The organism is Hydrocarboniphaga sp. (genome assembly GCF_028291725.1).
Lineage (GTDB): Bacteria > Pseudomonadota > Gammaproteobacteria > Nevskiales > Nevskiaceae > Hydrocarboniphaga.
In genome coordinates, this window is record NZ_JAQGNT010000063.1 from 111,916 (window position 1) to 126,813 (window position 14,898).

20 protein-coding genes are annotated in these 14,898 nt (G+C 63.5%); 9 read left to right on the forward strand and 11 right to left on the reverse strand.

Annotated features, from left to right (window positions below; all coding sequences use genetic code 11):
* The first annotated feature begins 53 nt into the window (after positions 1–53).
* Both JWQ90_RS17600 and JWQ90_RS17605 read left to right on the forward strand, forming a co-directional pair.
* Positions 54–746 carry an START domain-containing protein gene (locus JWQ90_RS17600; RefSeq protein ID WP_299696303.1) on the forward strand — a complete coding sequence of 231 codons (693 nt, stop codon included), beginning with the start codon at positions 54–56 and terminating at the stop codon, positions 744–746.
* Between the two features lie 167 nt (positions 747–913).
* Positions 914–1,132 carry a hypothetical protein gene (locus tag JWQ90_RS17605; RefSeq protein ID WP_299696304.1) on the forward strand — a complete coding sequence of 73 codons (219 nt, stop codon included), beginning with the start codon at positions 914–916 and terminating at the stop codon, positions 1,130–1,132.
* 294 nt (positions 1,133–1,426) lie between these two features.
* On the opposite strand, the gene JWQ90_RS17610 is transcribed toward JWQ90_RS17605, so the two are convergent.
* Positions 1,427–1,888 carry a hypothetical protein gene (locus JWQ90_RS17610; protein ID WP_299696305.1) on the reverse strand — a complete coding sequence of 154 codons (462 nt, stop codon included), beginning with the start codon at positions 1,886–1,888 and terminating at the stop codon, positions 1,427–1,429.
* Between the two features lie 409 nt (positions 1,889–2,297).
* Between JWQ90_RS17610 and JWQ90_RS29230 the strand changes: the two genes are divergently transcribed.
* The 4 genes from JWQ90_RS29230 to JWQ90_RS17625 all read left to right on the forward strand — a co-directional run bounded on the left by JWQ90_RS29230 (position 2,298) and on the right by JWQ90_RS17625 (position 4,713).
* Complete coding sequence (locus JWQ90_RS29230) at positions 2,298–2,705, forward strand: hypothetical protein (RefSeq protein WP_366919538.1); 408 nt, start codon at positions 2,298–2,300, stop codon at positions 2,703–2,705.
* A gap of 8 nt (positions 2,706–2,713) precedes the next feature.
* Positions 2,714–3,151, forward strand: a complete 438-nt coding sequence (locus JWQ90_RS17615) for a hypothetical protein (protein WP_299696306.1) — start codon at positions 2,714–2,716, stop codon at positions 3,149–3,151.
* 220 nt (positions 3,152–3,371) lie between these two features.
* A complete protein-coding gene (locus tag JWQ90_RS17620) occupies positions 3,372–4,028 on the forward strand; it encodes a hypothetical protein (RefSeq protein ID WP_299696307.1) in 657 nt (218 codons plus the stop codon).
* Between the two features lie 184 nt (positions 4,029–4,212).
* Complete coding sequence (locus JWQ90_RS17625) at positions 4,213–4,713, forward strand: DUF2059 domain-containing protein (RefSeq protein WP_299696308.1); 501 nt, start codon at positions 4,213–4,215, stop codon at positions 4,711–4,713.
* Positions 4,714–4,926: 213 nt separating this feature from the next.
* Here the strand turns inward: JWQ90_RS17625 and JWQ90_RS17630 are convergent, their stop codons facing one another.
* The 5 genes from JWQ90_RS17630 to JWQ90_RS17650 form a co-directional block, all read right to left on the reverse strand.
* On the reverse strand, positions 4,927–5,217 hold the full coding sequence (locus JWQ90_RS17630) for a hypothetical protein (RefSeq protein ID WP_299696309.1): 291 nt from the start codon (positions 5,215–5,217) through the stop codon (positions 4,927–4,929).
* Positions 5,214–5,894, reverse strand: coding sequence for a nucleotidyl transferase AbiEii/AbiGii toxin family protein (locus tag JWQ90_RS17635; protein WP_299696310.1), 681 nt, complete (start codon positions 5,892–5,894; stop codon positions 5,214–5,216). The genes JWQ90_RS17630 and JWQ90_RS17635 overlap by 4 nt, the downstream gene beginning before the upstream one ends.
* Positions 5,895–6,012: 118 nt before the next feature.
* Positions 6,013–6,252, reverse strand: coding sequence for a hypothetical protein (locus JWQ90_RS17640; RefSeq protein ID WP_299696311.1), 240 nt, complete (start codon positions 6,250–6,252; stop codon positions 6,013–6,015).
* A gap of 130 nt (positions 6,253–6,382) precedes the next feature.
* Positions 6,383–7,198, reverse strand: a complete 816-nt coding sequence (locus tag JWQ90_RS17645) for a hypothetical protein (protein ID WP_299696312.1) — start codon at positions 7,196–7,198, stop codon at positions 6,383–6,385.
* Positions 7,199–7,239: 41 nt separating this feature from the next.
* Positions 7,240–8,190, reverse strand: coding sequence for an alpha/beta fold hydrolase (locus tag JWQ90_RS17650; RefSeq protein WP_299696313.1), 951 nt, complete (start codon positions 8,188–8,190; stop codon positions 7,240–7,242).
* A gap of 220 nt (positions 8,191–8,410) precedes the next feature.
* Between JWQ90_RS17650 and JWQ90_RS17655 the strand changes: the two genes are divergently transcribed.
* Positions 8,411–9,049, forward strand: a complete 639-nt coding sequence (locus JWQ90_RS17655; protein WP_299696314.1) for a Crp/Fnr family transcriptional regulator — start codon at positions 8,411–8,413, stop codon at positions 9,047–9,049.
* A gap of 30 nt (positions 9,050–9,079) precedes the next feature.
* Here the strand turns inward: JWQ90_RS17655 and JWQ90_RS17660 are convergent, their stop codons facing one another.
* From JWQ90_RS17660 to xerD, 5 genes are all read right to left on the reverse strand, one after another.
* Positions 9,080–9,358: a hypothetical protein gene (locus JWQ90_RS17660; protein ID WP_299696315.1), complete on the reverse strand. Its 279-nt coding sequence runs from the start codon at positions 9,356–9,358 to the stop codon at positions 9,080–9,082.
* A gap of 332 nt (positions 9,359–9,690) precedes the next feature.
* A complete protein-coding gene (locus tag JWQ90_RS17665) occupies positions 9,691–9,999 on the reverse strand; it encodes a PGPGW domain-containing protein (protein WP_299696316.1) in 309 nt (102 codons plus the stop codon).
* A gap of 19 nt (positions 10,000–10,018) precedes the next feature.
* The gene (locus tag JWQ90_RS17670; protein ID WP_299696317.1) at positions 10,019–10,834 is read right to left on the reverse strand and encodes a DsbC family protein; all 816 of its coding nucleotides are present in this window, start codon (positions 10,832–10,834) and stop codon (positions 10,019–10,021) included.
* A 121-nt stretch (positions 10,835–10,955) separates the two neighbouring features.
* Positions 10,956–11,780, reverse strand: a complete 825-nt coding sequence (locus JWQ90_RS17675; RefSeq protein ID WP_299696318.1) for a DsbC family protein — start codon at positions 11,778–11,780, stop codon at positions 10,956–10,958.
* Between the two features lie 114 nt (positions 11,781–11,894).
* The gene (xerD, locus tag JWQ90_RS17680) at positions 11,895–12,866 is read right to left on the reverse strand and encodes a site-specific tyrosine recombinase XerD (protein ID WP_299696319.1); all 972 of its coding nucleotides are present in this window, start codon (positions 12,864–12,866) and stop codon (positions 11,895–11,897) included.
* 131 nt (positions 12,867–12,997) lie between these two features.
* On the opposite strand from xerD, the gene JWQ90_RS17685 reads away from it, so the two are divergent.
* Both JWQ90_RS17685 and zapE read left to right on the forward strand, forming a co-directional pair.
* Positions 12,998–13,804, forward strand: coding sequence for a lysophospholipid acyltransferase family protein (locus JWQ90_RS17685; RefSeq protein ID WP_299696320.1), 807 nt, complete (start codon positions 12,998–13,000; stop codon positions 13,802–13,804).
* The gene (gene zapE / locus JWQ90_RS17690; RefSeq protein ID WP_299696321.1) at positions 13,801–14,898 is read left to right on the forward strand and encodes a cell division protein ZapE; all 1,098 of its coding nucleotides are present in this window, start codon (positions 13,801–13,803) and stop codon (positions 14,896–14,898) included. Before JWQ90_RS17685 ends, zapE begins: the two co-directional genes overlap by 4 nt.

Genomic DNA, 14,898 nt, shown 5'->3' on the forward strand with positions numbered 1-14,898 from the left:
CCACCGGGTGAGCAACAGGCGCCGGTCGATGCCGATGCGAGGAGAAAGCTGAGATGGGCCGTTTTGGAGTCTTGCGTCGGGTCCGGAAACTCCGGGCTTTCACCGTCGCCGCGCTGGTTCTGGCCGCCCCGCTTGCCGCGGCGAGCGATGCCGACTGGAAACTGGAAAAGGACAAGGACGGCATCCAGATCTATTCGCGCGCCGTGCCGGGCTGGCAGATCCACGAAGTGCGCGGCGTCACCCGCATCGCGGCCCGGCTCTCCAGCGTCGCCGCGGTGGTCACCGACGTGGCGGCGATCCCCGAACTCACCGACGTGGTCGCGCACTCCGAAGTCGAGCATCGCGACAGCGACACGCGCTATCGCGTGTATTCGATGATGAAGATGCCCTGGCCGGTCAGCAACCGGGACATCCTCAACGAACGCATGATCGCGCAGGACCCGGCAACGCTGGCGGTCACCGTCACCGACACCGCGACCCAGGACCTGATGCCGCTCAAGCCGGACCTGGTGCGGATCGTCAAGTCGCGGCAGCAGTGGACGCTGACACCGACCGCCGACGGCGGCGTGCTGGTGGAAACCCGGCTGCTGTCCGACCCGGCCGGCCCGATGCCGACCTCGCTGATCAATGCGATGTCGGTGAGCACGCCGTTCAAGACCTTGAGCAAGCTCAAGGAGCTGGTGCAGCGCCCGGCGTACCGGCAGGCCACGCTGCCCTTCGTCAAGGAAGCGGCGCCGGGCCCGTAAACGCACTCCCGGTTTTTTTGCCCGGCGCCCGGTCCGGCCCGCGGTGGGAACGGCGCCGCCCCGGTTACACACCGTAACGTAGCGACATCGACGGGTCATCCCCCAGCAAGGCAAGTGCGGGATGCTGACGGTGCCGGAAACAGCCGGCGCGAACCGTGCAGATTCCCGTGAAAGCACAAACCGAAAAGAGCAGGCAGTTGGTGGCGACGCCGCAGATCAAACGGTCCCCGCCCCATCCCGCTATCGACCGGCCCACGCAGGCGGAATACATCGCCTGGCGCATCCACGTGCTGAGTTCACCCGACCAGACCGATGATTGCAGCGGCGACGTACTGCCCAGCGGCAGCGAGATCCGCGCGCTGCTCAAGGCTGCGCGCCGGCATTGAGGCTTGCGCTGTCGGCCGGGCCGCTGACACCCAGCGACGCCCCTTTTCGGCCCACACGCCACCCAAAACGTCCCGCCACCCGCCTTCAAAGACCCAGGCGCCACCCAAAAAGGGGCGTGCGCCGCACTAAAACACCGGCACGCCGGGCAAAAAGTCCGAAGCGCCGCCCGCCGAGTCCCACCCGTCGCTCTCCGAACCCGGCCCCTGCCCCAAAAAGACCCGCCGGCCGGGTTCCGAATCCGGCGGGCGGGTCTTTTATCCCCATCGCTGCGCGCCGCACCGCGGCGCCGATGATCAGGTGGTGGCAGGCGGCGTGCGCTTGCGCTGGAAGCGCACCGAGATCTCCTTGACCAGGCCATCCAAACCCTGGCCCTTGCCGGCGATCTTCAGCAGGCCGTAGCCGTCCATGGCAGCGCACATCAGATCGCTGCCCAGCGCCATCTCCGAATCGTCCGCCTTCTGCATCAGCTTGCTCAGACGCATGAAGCGCGGGCGCAGCGCATCCAGATCGGCAAGATCGCGCTGCGCTTCCGCGACGTCCAGCGTGGGCGGCACCACCTGCGGGTTCTGCGCCAGCAGATTGATCGTCTGCCGGCAGAACGCCTCGGACTTGTCGCCCATCTTGTTGAGCTTGCGCCGCTCGTCCGGCTCCAGCGAAATCAGCGGCTCGAGCTTCTGCTCCAGCGTCGTAAGCAAGGTGTCGATTTCGGCCATATCGGCCGGCGCGAAGTTGAGTGAAATGATGTTCTGTGACATTGGAAGCTCCGTTGTGAGTCGTAGGGTTGATGCGAGGATCGGCGGCGGGTTAGGCCGTGTCACCACGCGGTTCAACGCTAACGGCGGAGCGCGTGTTCAGTCGGCGAACTGGTTAGCAGTCGGCTGCGAAAGCGAGGACGCTTTGTGAGGTAGTCGACAGATGTAGTGCCGGCAGACGCGCGAGCCTCGCCGCCAAGCGGCCTATAAGCTGCATTGGTCTGCCTTATCGAATCCCTCAATTACTCCTGATGGCTGTCGCTGGGAGTTCTGCTGTATAACTCGGCGCAGATCATCATCAGTGCACGCAGAATCAGCTACATGCAAATCCATTGTCCGAGTTATACGGCTCAAGTGCGGCAATTAATTGCCGCACTTGAGCCGTTCTGTTGGCGTTGGACCGCAAGAAGCCATGCGCCATATTGAAAGCTACGTGCACCAGAGCCGAATCGGGGTTTTGGTTGAGTTTGAAGCGGAGACGGTCGTGCCGTTTAAATCTGAAGGTTTCATCCGGCTGGCTAAGGACGTCGCAATGCACATTGCTTCAGAGTGTCCAGCCGACCTTGCCCACCTTTCAGAGCAGCCGTTCATCAAGGACCCGGACAAAACGATTGGGGCGCTGCTGAGTCAAGCATCAAATGCATGCTCTGAAACCGTGATAATCACAAGATTCACTCGCTGGTCCTGTGATAGTGCGCCGAGCGAAGAAACAGCACGCCAGATAAAGAGAGGCCCATCCGCTGGCGGGGAAGCGGTCCAACTATCGGTTCTACCCGACCCGGCCTCCGCGGCTTCGCCGCTCCAGCCGGGTCGCGGGTGAACCGGGCATTGGACGGCAAGATGAAGCGATCGACCGTTGTGCTGATTGTAGTCGCGTTGACCTACATCCTAGGCGGACTTGTAGAGCCATTTGTGCCAAACCCCGGTCAGCCGTTCAATGAAGCCACACTGGTGCAGAACCTCCTGTCGGCAATACTCGGCTTTACCTGGTGCAAGCTGCACACGTCAGAGAGAGGAATCGAGGCCCCTGCGGGCTCGGCTTTATTCGTTGGTCTTTTCGCTCCCTTAGGCGTACCTCTTTACTTCTTTCGCTCAATGCCGTGGAAGAAAGCGGCGACATCAACCTTGAAGGCGGTTGGCTTTCTCGTACTAATTCTGGTGCTATTTGGTGTTGGTGCGGAGATCAGTAGTGCAATTGCCGTCCAACTATCGGTTCCACCCGTCTCGGCCTCCGCGGCTTCGCCGCTACAGCCGAGCCGCGGGTGAACCTGGGCGTTGAACCTGACAAACATGCACCCCAGGTATAAAAGCACATCGACGGGTGCGCGTTCGTGGTCGCCACAGAAGCGAGACATCAGCCTAAAATCCAATTTTTCAACCGGCATTTGATAACGCTATGAAATATCGTTGCGGTCAGTCCCTATTACTTGCAATTACCGTCTGCGGATGCGCGACAAATCCGGAAACCCTAAAGGCGCCAACGGCGATGACCTGCATCGACGTAAAAGAGCCCATTTCATTTACCGGGCACTACGGAATTGCGAGTACAGCTTGGACGACAAGGCTAGAGAGGGGACCCTATTGGTCGGAAAAGGAGGACGAGAAAGGTACTTTTTACCGCGCGCCTCCGGGTGGAATATCCATTGCGGATGAAAAAGGTGTCGGTATTCCTGGCATGGGCACCACCACGGACGGCGGTTTTTATGTCCCGAAAGATCCGAAAGATCCGAAAGATCCGATAACGACCTATCGATACTTCACTACGAAGTCAGTCCCAGCCGAGCCCCCGCCCGCTGAGTCGAATTGCACCACCGTCGGATATTCAAAGGACCCGACCAGCACGAAGGTGAGTTTTGTATCCTTTGCCGTAGGCGGCGCACTTGGTGGTGCGTCCGGCGGCATAGTCGGCCGGGCTATAAATCAAGGGAGCAACATAAGCTATGGGCAGTCAGCGGGTGCCGGAGCAGCTGGCGGTTTAGCTGGTGGTTTAATTGTCGCAGCGATCATTAACGCCGACATAGGCAAGATCACTGGCGGGATGCCGATACAGGATGCACAGTTCGAAGAAAAACTAAAGGCGCTTTCGGTTACGAAAGTGCCTCTTAAAGAAGTACAGATATCAGAAAGTGAAAAAACTCATTGAGCCGACGTTCTGCTGAAGAGAAGCCCACTTCAATAAGTAAGTGAAGGCGAAACTTATCCACTGATATGGCGGCCACGTCCAACATTTCAGTCGAGCGGATGGCCTTTAGGCTTTTGTCATTGAACCCGGTCGGTTGGTGTAGTGGCCACCGCTCACTTCGGCGTTAGCCATTAAGAGAGAGACGATGAAAGCTAAACTTGTTGCTCTGGTACTTATGGTCTTCTCAGCATGCTCGTTTGGAGCTGAGGATCGTCGGACTGGCCTCATAAGAGACATAGCTCAGGCCCAAGGCCTGTTACAGGCATTTGAAGGACAGCTAGCCGAGCAACGCAAGGGAGCCCAAGACTTTGGCCGTCAAGTTTTTGAGAAGATGCTTTCAGAGTCAGGGGGAAAAACAAATCCAGAAGCCCAAAAAGCGTTTGACCGCTTTGTCGATGGTTGCTACCACATGTTCGCAGCCGATGAGTACTTGGCAACCTGGGTCAGCCTGTATGGAAAATCATTGTCTGAGGAAGATCTCGAACAAATACTGCAGTACTACAAATCTAGTATAGGGCAGAAGGATGTGGCGGCGTCCCAAGTTGCAACACAGGCTTTTACGGCATGGGCGGTTCAACAGAGCCGGGAGCGCTCCAGTGCACTGCTGTCCCAGCTAATGTCCGAGCTACGTGCTGCCAAGAGGTGAAGAATCGGCGGGGAATGGCTAGTCGAGCGAGCCGCGGATGCTGAGCAGGGCGCCGGGGTATTGGGTGATGGAGTGGTCCAGGTCGATGCCGCGGAAGCTTTCATAGAAGGCGCGCCAAGTCAGGCTAGCTTGGGAATCGGGCGATTCCTTCAGCAGCCCATCTCCCAAAGCAACAAGGGTTTCGGGCTCAAGCGCGGCGATGGCCCGGTGCGATCAGCCTAGCTTCCGGGTCGGCATCGGCGGCGCGGGATACCGGCCCATTTTCGAGTTCCAGTAAGCCCAGGAACGCCGATCGATGATGCCCGGCGGTGCCTGGTCCAGCACTTCTCTAAAATCGTCCTCGGACACATAGCGCCGCAGCACATTCAGATCCTCGTGCGTAGCCGAGGCCAGCGCGTAGGCCATGAAACGGATCGGATCGTCCAGCGCCTCGGCGGGCGACTCGAACCAGATCACGCGCCGCGCCACGGCCTCGGTTTCCGGGGTCAGCGGTATCGGTTTCATCGCTCCAATCCCCTATCTCGCCCGGTGGAGTGCGCAACACCCGGCACGGTCGGCAAGCGATCCAGATCAACTGACCGCGCCGCCGCCGCCAGCCGATCACGAGTGGCCTGCGGCACCCGCTGGAGATTGCCGTCGTCGAAGAAGGACAAGGCCTTGAGCGTGATTTGGGGATTGAAAGAGCGGCCGTAAATCGCCTGCGCGCCGGCCAGTGCCAGCGGCAGATTGATACGCCCGTCGGTGAGCATGGCGTCGATGTCGATATAGTCCTTGGCCTCGGCGCGCTGCTGCACGACGGCGGCTTTTGTACCAGCAAGATCCAGCAGCGAAGCCACTTGCAAGCCATTGTCCGCCGCGATGTGCGGCGGGACCAGGCGCTGAATCCCCGGGACACCGAAGAACGACAACTTCACCGGCCCGCCGCGATCAACGATCCCGCTGAGCGTATTGGCTTCCTGCTGCGTCACCGTAGCCGACGCCAAGAAGGCGATACGCCCGCTCAACTGGGCCGGATCGAAAGCCTTGTTGCCGAAGAAATCGAAATCCACCGACTCGCGGTGCCCCAGATGCAAGGCGATGGCGGTCCCGCCGTACAACACAAACTCCGGCGGCACCTGGTCGAGCTCGTCCCAAAGCCGGCGTTGCGGCGGCGGCAGAATATGAAGTTGTGGTGTGAACATAGACCCTACCTTTCAAACAACCCTAGCAGAACTCGCCCGTGTTTCAACCGAATTCTGCGATGATCATCCGGCCCAACTTCTCCCGCTACTAGCGAAGCACGACAACTATGCAAACCCGCTACGTATCGAGCATGTCCCATTCGTCGCCGAGCATCCAGCGAATCGCCGACAGCTTGCCATTGATCATGCCCCACTCGAAATCGGTCCAAGGGCCAAGGTCTTTCTTGCCGTACCGCCTCTCAGTGTTCCTTGCCGCCCTTTGAGCACCTTTCCAGACGTTGCGTTGAATCGTCTCTGGAGAACCCGCTGCCTTTGGATAAGTTTCCTTGTCAGCGACCGCAATCGTTCCATCCTCCATGCCGGTGCGAAGGCCCAGTGCCGGTTGTACCAAACTTGATGGAACAATAGATCTTCAGCCTTCAGCAGCCTGGAATTTATTGTTAAGGCATGCGACGACGATTGGTCTACTAACCTATTCGGCACCTGGACTATTCCTGCAACTGATACCGCTCTCCATCCCATCGCCATTTCATAGTCGAGGAAGTCTTCTTCCGCTCGGCATCCTGCTTGTCGTCTCCGCATTCGATCCACTCTTGCTGCTCGTACTTCACGATGATTTCAGGCCATCCTTTGTGGTTGTCGCCATATTGCTGGACGCCTTTGCTTTCCTGCACTTCATAGCAATCGTTAGAGCTGCTGGGATAATGGGATTCGCTGTCCAGTGACACGCCGAGAACGCTGACTAGCTGGCGCTTGTCGTGACGAATGTACTCGTACCCTTTCCATCCCATCCCGAAGCCAGCCCCATCGTGCCCACCGCCGGATCCAATCCGGATCAGAGACACACCATTGGGGAATGTGACCCGTTCGGCGGCGCTGCCGAAATACAGAACCGTGGATTCGTCGAATGGGAATCGGCCGCTCGCTATTTCCACCGTGCTGCAACTCGTGACGCTGGGCTGGATCAGTTTCATACGCGGCTCACCCACGCCGCTCTCGATCAACAACCAAAGCTGCGGTTGGGTGTTCGCAATCGGGAGTGCTTGCTGCGCTTCCGAGCCGGAGATCCAACCGTGCTGCTTGACGATCTCCGCAGCCATCGTTGCGTCGTATTCTTTGGCGAGGACAGTGGCCAGCACTTCGGACAAACCAGCTTCCGGTGGCTCGCATTCGTTCTCGGCTGAAGCCGCATTTCCTGCGGGGCTGAAAACAATGAACGTGATGGCCAACAGAAGGAGTAGTGACCATTGGTTCCGGCCCATTGCTGCCAAAGAGTGAGAATTAATTATCATGGCTAAGAGCACTCCAGATTCCTTGGCGGCTCCAAGGCATTCCAGATCAGCCGCTACAACGTCCGCCCAAACCACCCCACCGTCACCTCAATCGCCCGCTGCGCCTGCGTCGCTCCTGCTTCAAACACTTTGAAGATGTGATCCGCCCCGCCAATGATCACGGCCTCGGTCGGCTTGCCTGGTGCCAGGCGCATGAATTCGGCTTCGTGCGGCGGCAGGTAGTCGAGCGAGCCGCGGATGCTGAGCAGGGCGCCGGGGTATTGGGTGATGGAGTGGTCCAGGTCGATGCCGCGGAAGCTTTCGTAGAAGGCGCGCTGGGTGGTGATCTTTTTCCAGCCCGGCACTTCTTCGGTGGCTTCGCCGTCGCGCAGGGCCTTGTCGACGGTTTCCGGCGACAGCTTTTGCCACATTGCGAACTGGTCGCCGCTGGGGCTGGACCATAGCGCCATGGTTTTGAACCAGCGCGGATGGCGCGCTCCGGTTTCGATCGCGGTGCTGGCGCCGAGGCTGAAGCCGTGGACGCCGATGCGCTCGGCGTTGACGCCCGGCTGTTTGACGACGAAGGCGTAGGCTGCGGCGGTATCCTCCAGCCGGGTCGTGAAGGTGGATTCGATGTAGGTGCGTTTGCGGTCGCCTTCGCCGCGGAAGTTGATGCGCAGGCTGGCGATGCCCTGTGCGGCCAGGGCCTGCGCGAGGTGTTTGCCGAGATCGCCGGCGCCGTCCATGTCGTCGGCGAAGCCGTGCAGCATCAGCACGCTGCGGCCGTCCCAGCCTTTGTCGGGTGTCAGCCAGGCGCCGCCGACAGCAGGGGCCACTTCGACGCGCTGCTCGGCGGCGTGCGCGGCGCCGGTCAGTGCGGTGATGCAAGCGAACAGCAGCAGCAGTCGTTTCTTCATTGGGATCGCCAGTCGGATGGCTCGGCAGCACGCAGGGAGCGCGCCAGGCGCTGCCGCGCCGGCATGCTGGCCGCCACCGTGTCGGATAACGGCGGCTGCCTTCTCCACCGACTCGCCATACAGGGGTTAGCGAACAGAACGCCGGGAGCGGAGTCGTCTATGCTGGGGCCAGCAGTGTTCAACGGCCACCAACCTAGTCCCCGGTTTTCTGGTGCCTTACTCGCTGCGGGAACAGTCCATGCCCTCCGTGGCGCGCATCCCCGCAATCAATCGACTCCTCGACGCCCTTCCCAAAAAAACGAATCAGCGCATTCAACGCGAATGCGAGATGGTGGAACTGAGTTTTGGCGATGTGCTGTGCGAAGTCGGGGCCCCGATTCGCGACGTCTATTTTCCGACACAGAGCTTTATTTCGCTGATGGCCACCGGCGGTGGCGACGCGCGGCTTGAAGTCGCGCTGATCGGCAACGAGGGCATGCTCGGCGTCCCGCTGGTGCTCGGCCTGGATCGCTCGCCGATCCGCGCGCTGGTTCATGGCGCCGGCGGCGCCTGGCGCATGCAGGCGGCGCGTTTCCGCAAGACGGTGGCCAGCGTGCCTTTACTGAAGCTGGAGCTGGACCGCTACGTTTACACGCGGCTCAATCAGGTGGTTCAGACGGCGGTGTGTACCGGCTTCCACGATATCGAGGCCCGGCTTGCGCGGTGGCTGCTGACGGCTCAGGACCGCGTGCAGGGCGACCGCCTGCACCTGACTCATGTTCTGCTGGCCGAGTTGCTGGGCGTGCGCCGCAGCGGCATCACCACCGCGGCCGGAGCCTTGCAGCGCAAGCAGCTGATCCACTACAGCCGCGGCGGGATCACGATCCTGGATCGCCTCGGCCTCGAACAGGCGGCCTGCGACTGCTACCGGATCGCCAACCAGGCTGCTCCGGCTGCTGCTGCCGTCGTCGCTGCTGCTACCGCCTGAGCGTGCGCGGGGCTCATCGGCAGCGGCTTATCAGTCGAGGCAACCCCATGCCGAACTAAGGCCGTCGAAATGCCAGCAACGGCCGCAGGACTGGCATACGAAGGTCTGGATCAGGCGATGTGGCCCCTGCAGCATGGCGTCGTCCAGCAGGTAGACGGCAGGCTCCAGCGTGGCCGGCAGCACCGGGGTTGCCAGGGCCCCGACGAGCGGGCCGCAATCGTGGCAGGAGCGGCGCGCGGCCCAGTCCCGTAGCGGCATCGTCGCTTCGACGGAGCCGTCCGCACTGCCCAAACCTGTTTGTGTGTTCATCGCTGCACCTAACCTGTCCACGCAACGGTTTCATCGCGTCCTTGCGATGAGCGAATGCCAGAAGCATTCGCGGTTGCCTGCTGCGGCTGGGAGCTGCCACCGAGGTAGAGTGAATGACGGCGTGCGCCGAGTCCGTGCGATAGCGAACACAATGCGGCGAACAATGCGCCGGTTTACCGGCCGCTTGCCGAGGCGGCTCGGAATCCGGTCTGGTGACCTGCAATCGGTGAAGAGCATTTCCCGGCAACAGTAGGTCGGCAATCCCTTGCCGACGTGGACTCTCGGATGCGCAAGCGAGGCCTCACGTCGGCAAGGGATTGCCGACCTACGTGTCACCGGCGGCGTTTGTACCAGGCGATCAGGCGCAGCACGCTGGGGCGGGCACGCAGCTCGGCCGCATCCAGCAGCCGCGCGGCCATCATCGATTCACGCGCCAGCAGCACCAGGCCGAACGCGACCACCAGCATGCCCGGCCCCGGCGCCGGCATCAGCACCAGGCCGATCAGCGTGACGATGATCGCCAGCGTCGCGCGCACGCCGCGGGCGAGCGGTGTCTTGGAGCGGCGATGCTGCGCCTGGAAGCGCGTCCCCGGCGGGTGTGCCTTGAACTGTTCCCAGTGATGTTTGAGCGAGTCGAGCATCGGGTCTACAACGTCAGCTTTAAGGCGCGGTCGGCGGCTGATCGCCGCGCGGCGCGGCGGCCGCGGCGCGGCTGCGGATTTCTTCGACGATGCTTTCGGCCTTGGCGTAGCCGTAGAACAGGCCGCCGTCGGGCAGGATCATGGCCGGCGTGCCGTGGATGCCCAGATCGACCGCGGCCTGGTACTGGTCGCGCACCGGGTCCTTGCAGCTGGCGTCGCGCGTCGGCACCACGCCGGACAGCAGGCCGACGTTCAACGAGGCCTGGCGGTCCTTCTGGCACCAGATCACGCGAGCCCGATCGTAGGCCTGCGACGGCGAGCCGTACTTGGAGAAGAACACGTAGCGGATGCCGATGCCGAGCTTATTGAGTTCAGGCACTTCGCGGTGCAGCAGCCGGCAGTAGTGGCAATCGACGTCGGTGAACACGGTGATCCATTGCGTCGGCGCCGCGGGCGCGAACACGATCGCGTCCGGCTGCAGCCGCTGGGCGATGCCCAGGCGCTCGCGGTCGCGGCGCGCCTCGGTGATGCGCTCGCCGGTGCTGAGGTCCGCCATCTCGCCGGAGATCACGTACAGCCCGTCGGCGGTGACGTAGCCGAAGGTCATGCCGGAACGAACTTCGAACAGCCCCGGCGCCGCCGAGCGCTGCACGTCTTCGCGGCGCACTTCGGGCAGGCGCGTCGCCAGGCGATCGCGCATCTGCTCGAGCTCCGGGTCGGGCGCAGCGTCGGCGGCGATCGAGGGCGTTGTGGATGCCAGCAGCAGCAGTACGGCGATCGCGATGCGCATCAGGCGATGCAGTTGAGCCAGTGGGCGGGAATCGGTTACAGGCATGCGCTGGATCATGAACTCGTAGGTCGGCAATCCCTTGCCGACGTGAGGCCTCGCTTGCGCATCCGACAGTACACGTCGGCAAGGGATTGCCGACCTACGGCGGATGAGGGAGAGGGCGCGATCAGCCCGTCGGCGGCGGCGGCAGTGCGCCGGCAGTGTGCTGCAGCACCTGCAGCAGATCGGCCGGCGCGCGATAGCCGGGCACCAGCTCGCCGCTCGGCAGCACGATCGACGGCGTGCCGCGCAGGCCCAGTTGGGCCGCGGCCTGCAGGTGCTCCATCACCGGGTTGGCGCAGCTCTTGTCGGAATTCAGGTCGACGCCGGTCTTGGCCTTGGTCAGCGCGGCCTTGCGGTCGGCCGAGCACCAGACTTCTTCGGCCTGGTAGTACGAGGGCGTGTTCGGGCCGGTGCGCGGGAAGAACACGTAGCGCACCGCGATGCCGAGCGCGTTGTAGTCCTTGATCTGGCGATGCAGCATCCGGCAGTAGCCGCAGTCGACATCGGTGAACACGGTGACGGTGTACTTGGCCGGCGTGGTTTCGGGCGCGAACTCGATGAAGCCGGCGCGATCGATCTTGTCGATCAGCGCGACGCGCGCTTCGCGGCGGCGGTCTTCGGTGATCTCCTGGCGGGTCTTCAGGTCGGTGAGGTCGCCGGCGATCAGATAGCGGCCGTCGGCGGTGACGTAGCCGAAGTTCATTCCGATCTGGATTTCGTAGACGCCGGGCATCGGGCTGGCGCGCACCGCCTCCGGCGCCAGGTCCGGCATGTTGGCCTGGATCGCGGCGCGTACCGCGGCCAGCTCGGCGGGGTTGTCGGTAGCCGGCAGCTGCGGCACGGCGGCGGTCTTGGGGCCGACGGCCTTGTCGCCGGCCTCCGGTGTCGGCGGCGCGCACGCGGCCAGGGACAGCAGCAACAGGGGCAGGCAGTAGCGGAGATTCTTCACGGTGCGGTCCAGGGGATATCCAGGGAGATCCAGCTTTTCGGGGAGAGGCGCCGGCGCTCGGGCCGGGCCGCATGATGCCACTTACGGCCGATTCAAGCTCGCATCAAGCTCGCATCAGGCCCGCGGATGATGCCGCGCATGCAGCTCGCGCAGCCGCAGCCGGGTGACGTGGGTGTAGATCTGGGTAGTCGAAAGGTCGGCATGGCCGAGCAGGGTCTGCACCACGCGCAGATCGGCGCCGTGGTCGAGCAGGTGGGTCGCGAAGGCATGGCGCAGCGTATGTGGCGACAGGTGCTGGCGGATGCCGGCCTTGAGCGCGTAGCGCTGGATCAGCTGCCAGAAATTGTGCCGCGTCATCGGCCCGCCACGCTGGGTGACGAACAGCGAATCCGACTCCCGGCCGCGCGCCAGCTCCGGCCGGCCCTGGGCCAGGTAGCTCTGCAGCCATTGCTCGGCGAACTCGCCCATCGGCACCAGGCGCTCCTTGCCGCCCTTGCCGACCAGCTGCACCAGGTTGCGGTCGAGGCTCACCTGGTGGCGCTTCAGGTTCACCAGCTCGCTGACGCGCAGGCCGCTGGCGTACATCAGCTCGAGCATCGCGCGGTCGCGCAGGCCCAGCGGGCTGTCGGTGTCGGGCGCGTTCAGCAGGGCTTCGACCTGGGCCTGCTCCATGTGCTTGGGCAGGCCGCGCGGCAGCTTGGGCGAGGTCAGGCGCGCGCTCGGGTCGTCCTTGCGCTGGCCGTCGCGCACCAGGAAGCGGTAGAAGCGCCGCAGCGCCGACAGCAGCCGCGCCTGAGAGCGCGCCGAGAACTGCAGGCTGCGATCGCTGCCGCGCATCTGCTCGTGCAGCCGGCCGCGTGCCGCGAGGTAGTCGCGGATGTCGCCCTCGCCGGCCTGGCTGATCGCGACCTCGCGGCGCAGCAGCCAGCGCGCGAACAGCGACAGGTCGGAGCGGTACGCGGCCAGGGTCTGCTTGCTGCTGCCGCGCTCGATCCACAGCATGTCGAGCAGGCGCTCGATCGCGGCGGCATCGTCGGGCGCCGGCTCTGCGGCGAATGGGGATTCTGCGGATGGCACGGCGGGCATTGTAGGTCGGCAATCCTTTGCCGACGTGCTCAAGGGATCGGGGTGCACACGTCGGCAAAGGATTGCCGACCTACGGGGCGGGGCGGTCCGCCGTCCCCTAAACCCGGGCGATGCCCGATAATGCCGGGCTTATGCCGCCCCGCCCCGCCTCCCCCTTCGGCCTGCTGTTCAGTGGGCTGTACACCGTCTATGCGACGGCCATGTTCTGCATCAACACCTTCGTGCTGATCTGCCCGCTGATCCTGGTGCTGCCAGGCGTCGGGCTGCGCCGTCGCATCGCCTCGTTCGGCGTGCGCCTGGGCATGCTGCTGATGGGCGTGCCGTTCCGGGTGCGCGGCAGCGACAACCTGCCGGCCGGGCCGTGCATCGTCGTCTCCAACCACGCCAGCTACCTCGACGGCCTGGTGATGACCGCGGCGCTGCCGGCGCGCTTCAATTTCGTGATCCAGCACGGCGCCGCCAAGTGGTTCTACGCCGGCACCGTGCTCAGGCGCCTGGGCTACCGCTTCGTCAATCGCAGCAGCGCGCGCGCCGGCGCCGTGCAGACGCGCGCGCTGCTGCGCGATCTGCGCGCCGGCGAGTCACTGGCGATTTTTGCCGAGGGCACGTTCAAGGCCGAGCCCGGCCTGCTGCCGTTCAAGAACGGCGCGTTCCTGCTCGCCGCGAAAACCAGCGTGCCGGTGGTGCCGGTCACGATCTGCGGCACGCGCCGCCTGCTCGGTGGCGGCACCACGCGCTTCCGCTGGAGCCGGGTCAGCGTCGACATCGGCCGGCCGCTGCCGGTGGGCGGCCATGCGCCGACGCTGCGTGACGCGGCGCGCGCCGCGATCCTCGCGCAATGCGGCGAGCCGGATGCGCAGGCGCCGGCCGCGGCGGACGAGGCGATGGGCGAGCCAATCGACGAGCCGATGGACAGAGCCGCCGTGGAGGCCGCATGAGCGACGATATGCGGGCGCTGTCGCCGCGCGAGCGTTATCAGCAGGATCTGGCGCGCAGCGGCTTCGTCTCCGACGCCTCGCAGGCGGCCGCGGTCGATGCGCTGGACAGAGTTCAACGCGACCTGCTGGCGCAGCCGCCGAAGAAGAAGCTGCTCAGCGACCGGCTGATCTGGCCGCCGGTCCAGGGGCTGTACATGTGGGGCGGCGTCGGCCGCGGCAAGACTTACCTGATGGATGCGTTCTACGAGTCCCTGCCGTTCCGCTACAAGCAGCGCACGCACTTTCACCGCTTCATGCACGACGTGCACGAGCGCCGCCGCACCTACTCGCACAAACGCGATCCGTTGAAACTCGTTGCACTCGAAATCTCGCACCAGATCCGCGTGCTGTGCTTCGACGAGTTCTACGTCTCCGACATCGCCGACGCGATGATCCTGGGCCGGCTCGTCGAGTATCTGTTCGACGAGGGCGTGACCCTGGTCGCGACCAGCAACTGCGCACCGGACGAGCTGTACAAGGATGGCCTGCAGCGCCAGAACTTCGTGCCGGCGATCGAGCGGCTCAAGCGCCAGCTGCGCGTACTCAACGTCGACGGCGGCATCGACTACCGGCTGCGCACGCTGACACGCGTGCAGCTGTACCTGCACCCCAGCGATGCGGACGCGGAATCGCATCTGGATGACTGGTTCCGCGACATCGCGCTGAAGCCCGGCGAGCCGGATATCGCGATCGAGATCCAGGGCCGCAAGCTGCACACGCGCCGCCACGCCGACGGCGTGGTCTGGTTTGACTTCGGCGAACTCTGCGAAACCGCCCGATCCGCCGCCGACTACATCGAGCTGGCGCGTGAATATCACACCGTGCTGGTGTCGCGGATTCCGCAACTCAACGTCGAGAACGAAGATGCGGCGCGGCGCTTCATCAACCTGGTCGACGAGTTCTACGATCGCGGCGTGAAGCTGGTGCTGGCCGCCGCGGTAGCGCAGGACCAGCTCTATGCCGGCAGAAAGCTGCGCTTCGAGTTCAAGCGGACCTTGTCACGCCTGAAGGAGATGCAGTCCGAGGAGTATCTGGCGAAGCCGCATCTGGTTTGA

Bases quoted from the DNA above. Each gene is read 5' to 3' on its own strand.
- JWQ90_RS17600 (WP_299696303.1), top strand. From the start codon at position 54: ATGGGCCGTTTTGGAGTCTTGCGTCGGGTCCGGAAACTCCGGGCTTTC.
- JWQ90_RS17670 (WP_299696317.1), bottom strand. From the start codon at position 10,834: ATGCCTGTAACCGATTCCCGCCCACTGGCTCAACTGCATCGCCTGATG.
- JWQ90_RS17685 (WP_299696320.1), top strand. From the start codon at position 12,998: ATGCCGCCCCGCCCCGCCTCCCCCTTCGGCCTGCTGTTCAGTGGGCTG.
- JWQ90_RS29230 (WP_366919538.1), top strand. From the start codon at position 2,298: ATGCGCCATATTGAAAGCTACGTGCACCAGAGCCGAATCGGGGTTTTG.
- JWQ90_RS17635 (WP_299696310.1), bottom strand. From the start codon at position 5,894: ATGTTCACACCACAACTTCATATTCTGCCGCCGCCGCAACGCCGGCTT.
- JWQ90_RS17640 (WP_299696311.1), bottom strand. From the start codon at position 6,252: ATGGAGGATGGAACGATTGCGGTCGCTGACAAGGAAACTTATCCAAAG.
- JWQ90_RS17665 (WP_299696316.1), bottom strand. From the start codon at position 9,999: ATGCTCGACTCGCTCAAACATCACTGGGAACAGTTCAAGGCACACCCG.
- xerD (WP_299696319.1), bottom strand. From the start codon at position 12,866: ATGCCCGCCGTGCCATCCGCAGAATCCCCATTCGCCGCAGAGCCGGCG.
- JWQ90_RS17660 (WP_299696315.1), bottom strand. From the start codon at position 9,358: ATGAACACACAAACAGGTTTGGGCAGTGCGGACGGCTCCGTCGAAGCG.
- JWQ90_RS17630 (WP_299696309.1), bottom strand. From the start codon at position 5,217: ATGAAACCGATACCGCTGACCCCGGAAACCGAGGCCGTGGCGCGGCGC.
- JWQ90_RS17620 (WP_299696307.1), top strand. From the start codon at position 3,372: ATGACCTGCATCGACGTAAAAGAGCCCATTTCATTTACCGGGCACTAC.
- JWQ90_RS17655 (WP_299696314.1), top strand. From the start codon at position 8,411: ATGGTGGAACTGAGTTTTGGCGATGTGCTGTGCGAAGTCGGGGCCCCG.
- zapE (WP_299696321.1), top strand. From the start codon at position 13,801: ATGAGCGACGATATGCGGGCGCTGTCGCCGCGCGAGCGTTATCAGCAG.
- JWQ90_RS17610 (WP_299696305.1), bottom strand. From the start codon at position 1,888: ATGTCACAGAACATCATTTCACTCAACTTCGCGCCGGCCGATATGGCC.
- JWQ90_RS17625 (WP_299696308.1), top strand. From the start codon at position 4,213: ATGAAAGCTAAACTTGTTGCTCTGGTACTTATGGTCTTCTCAGCATGC.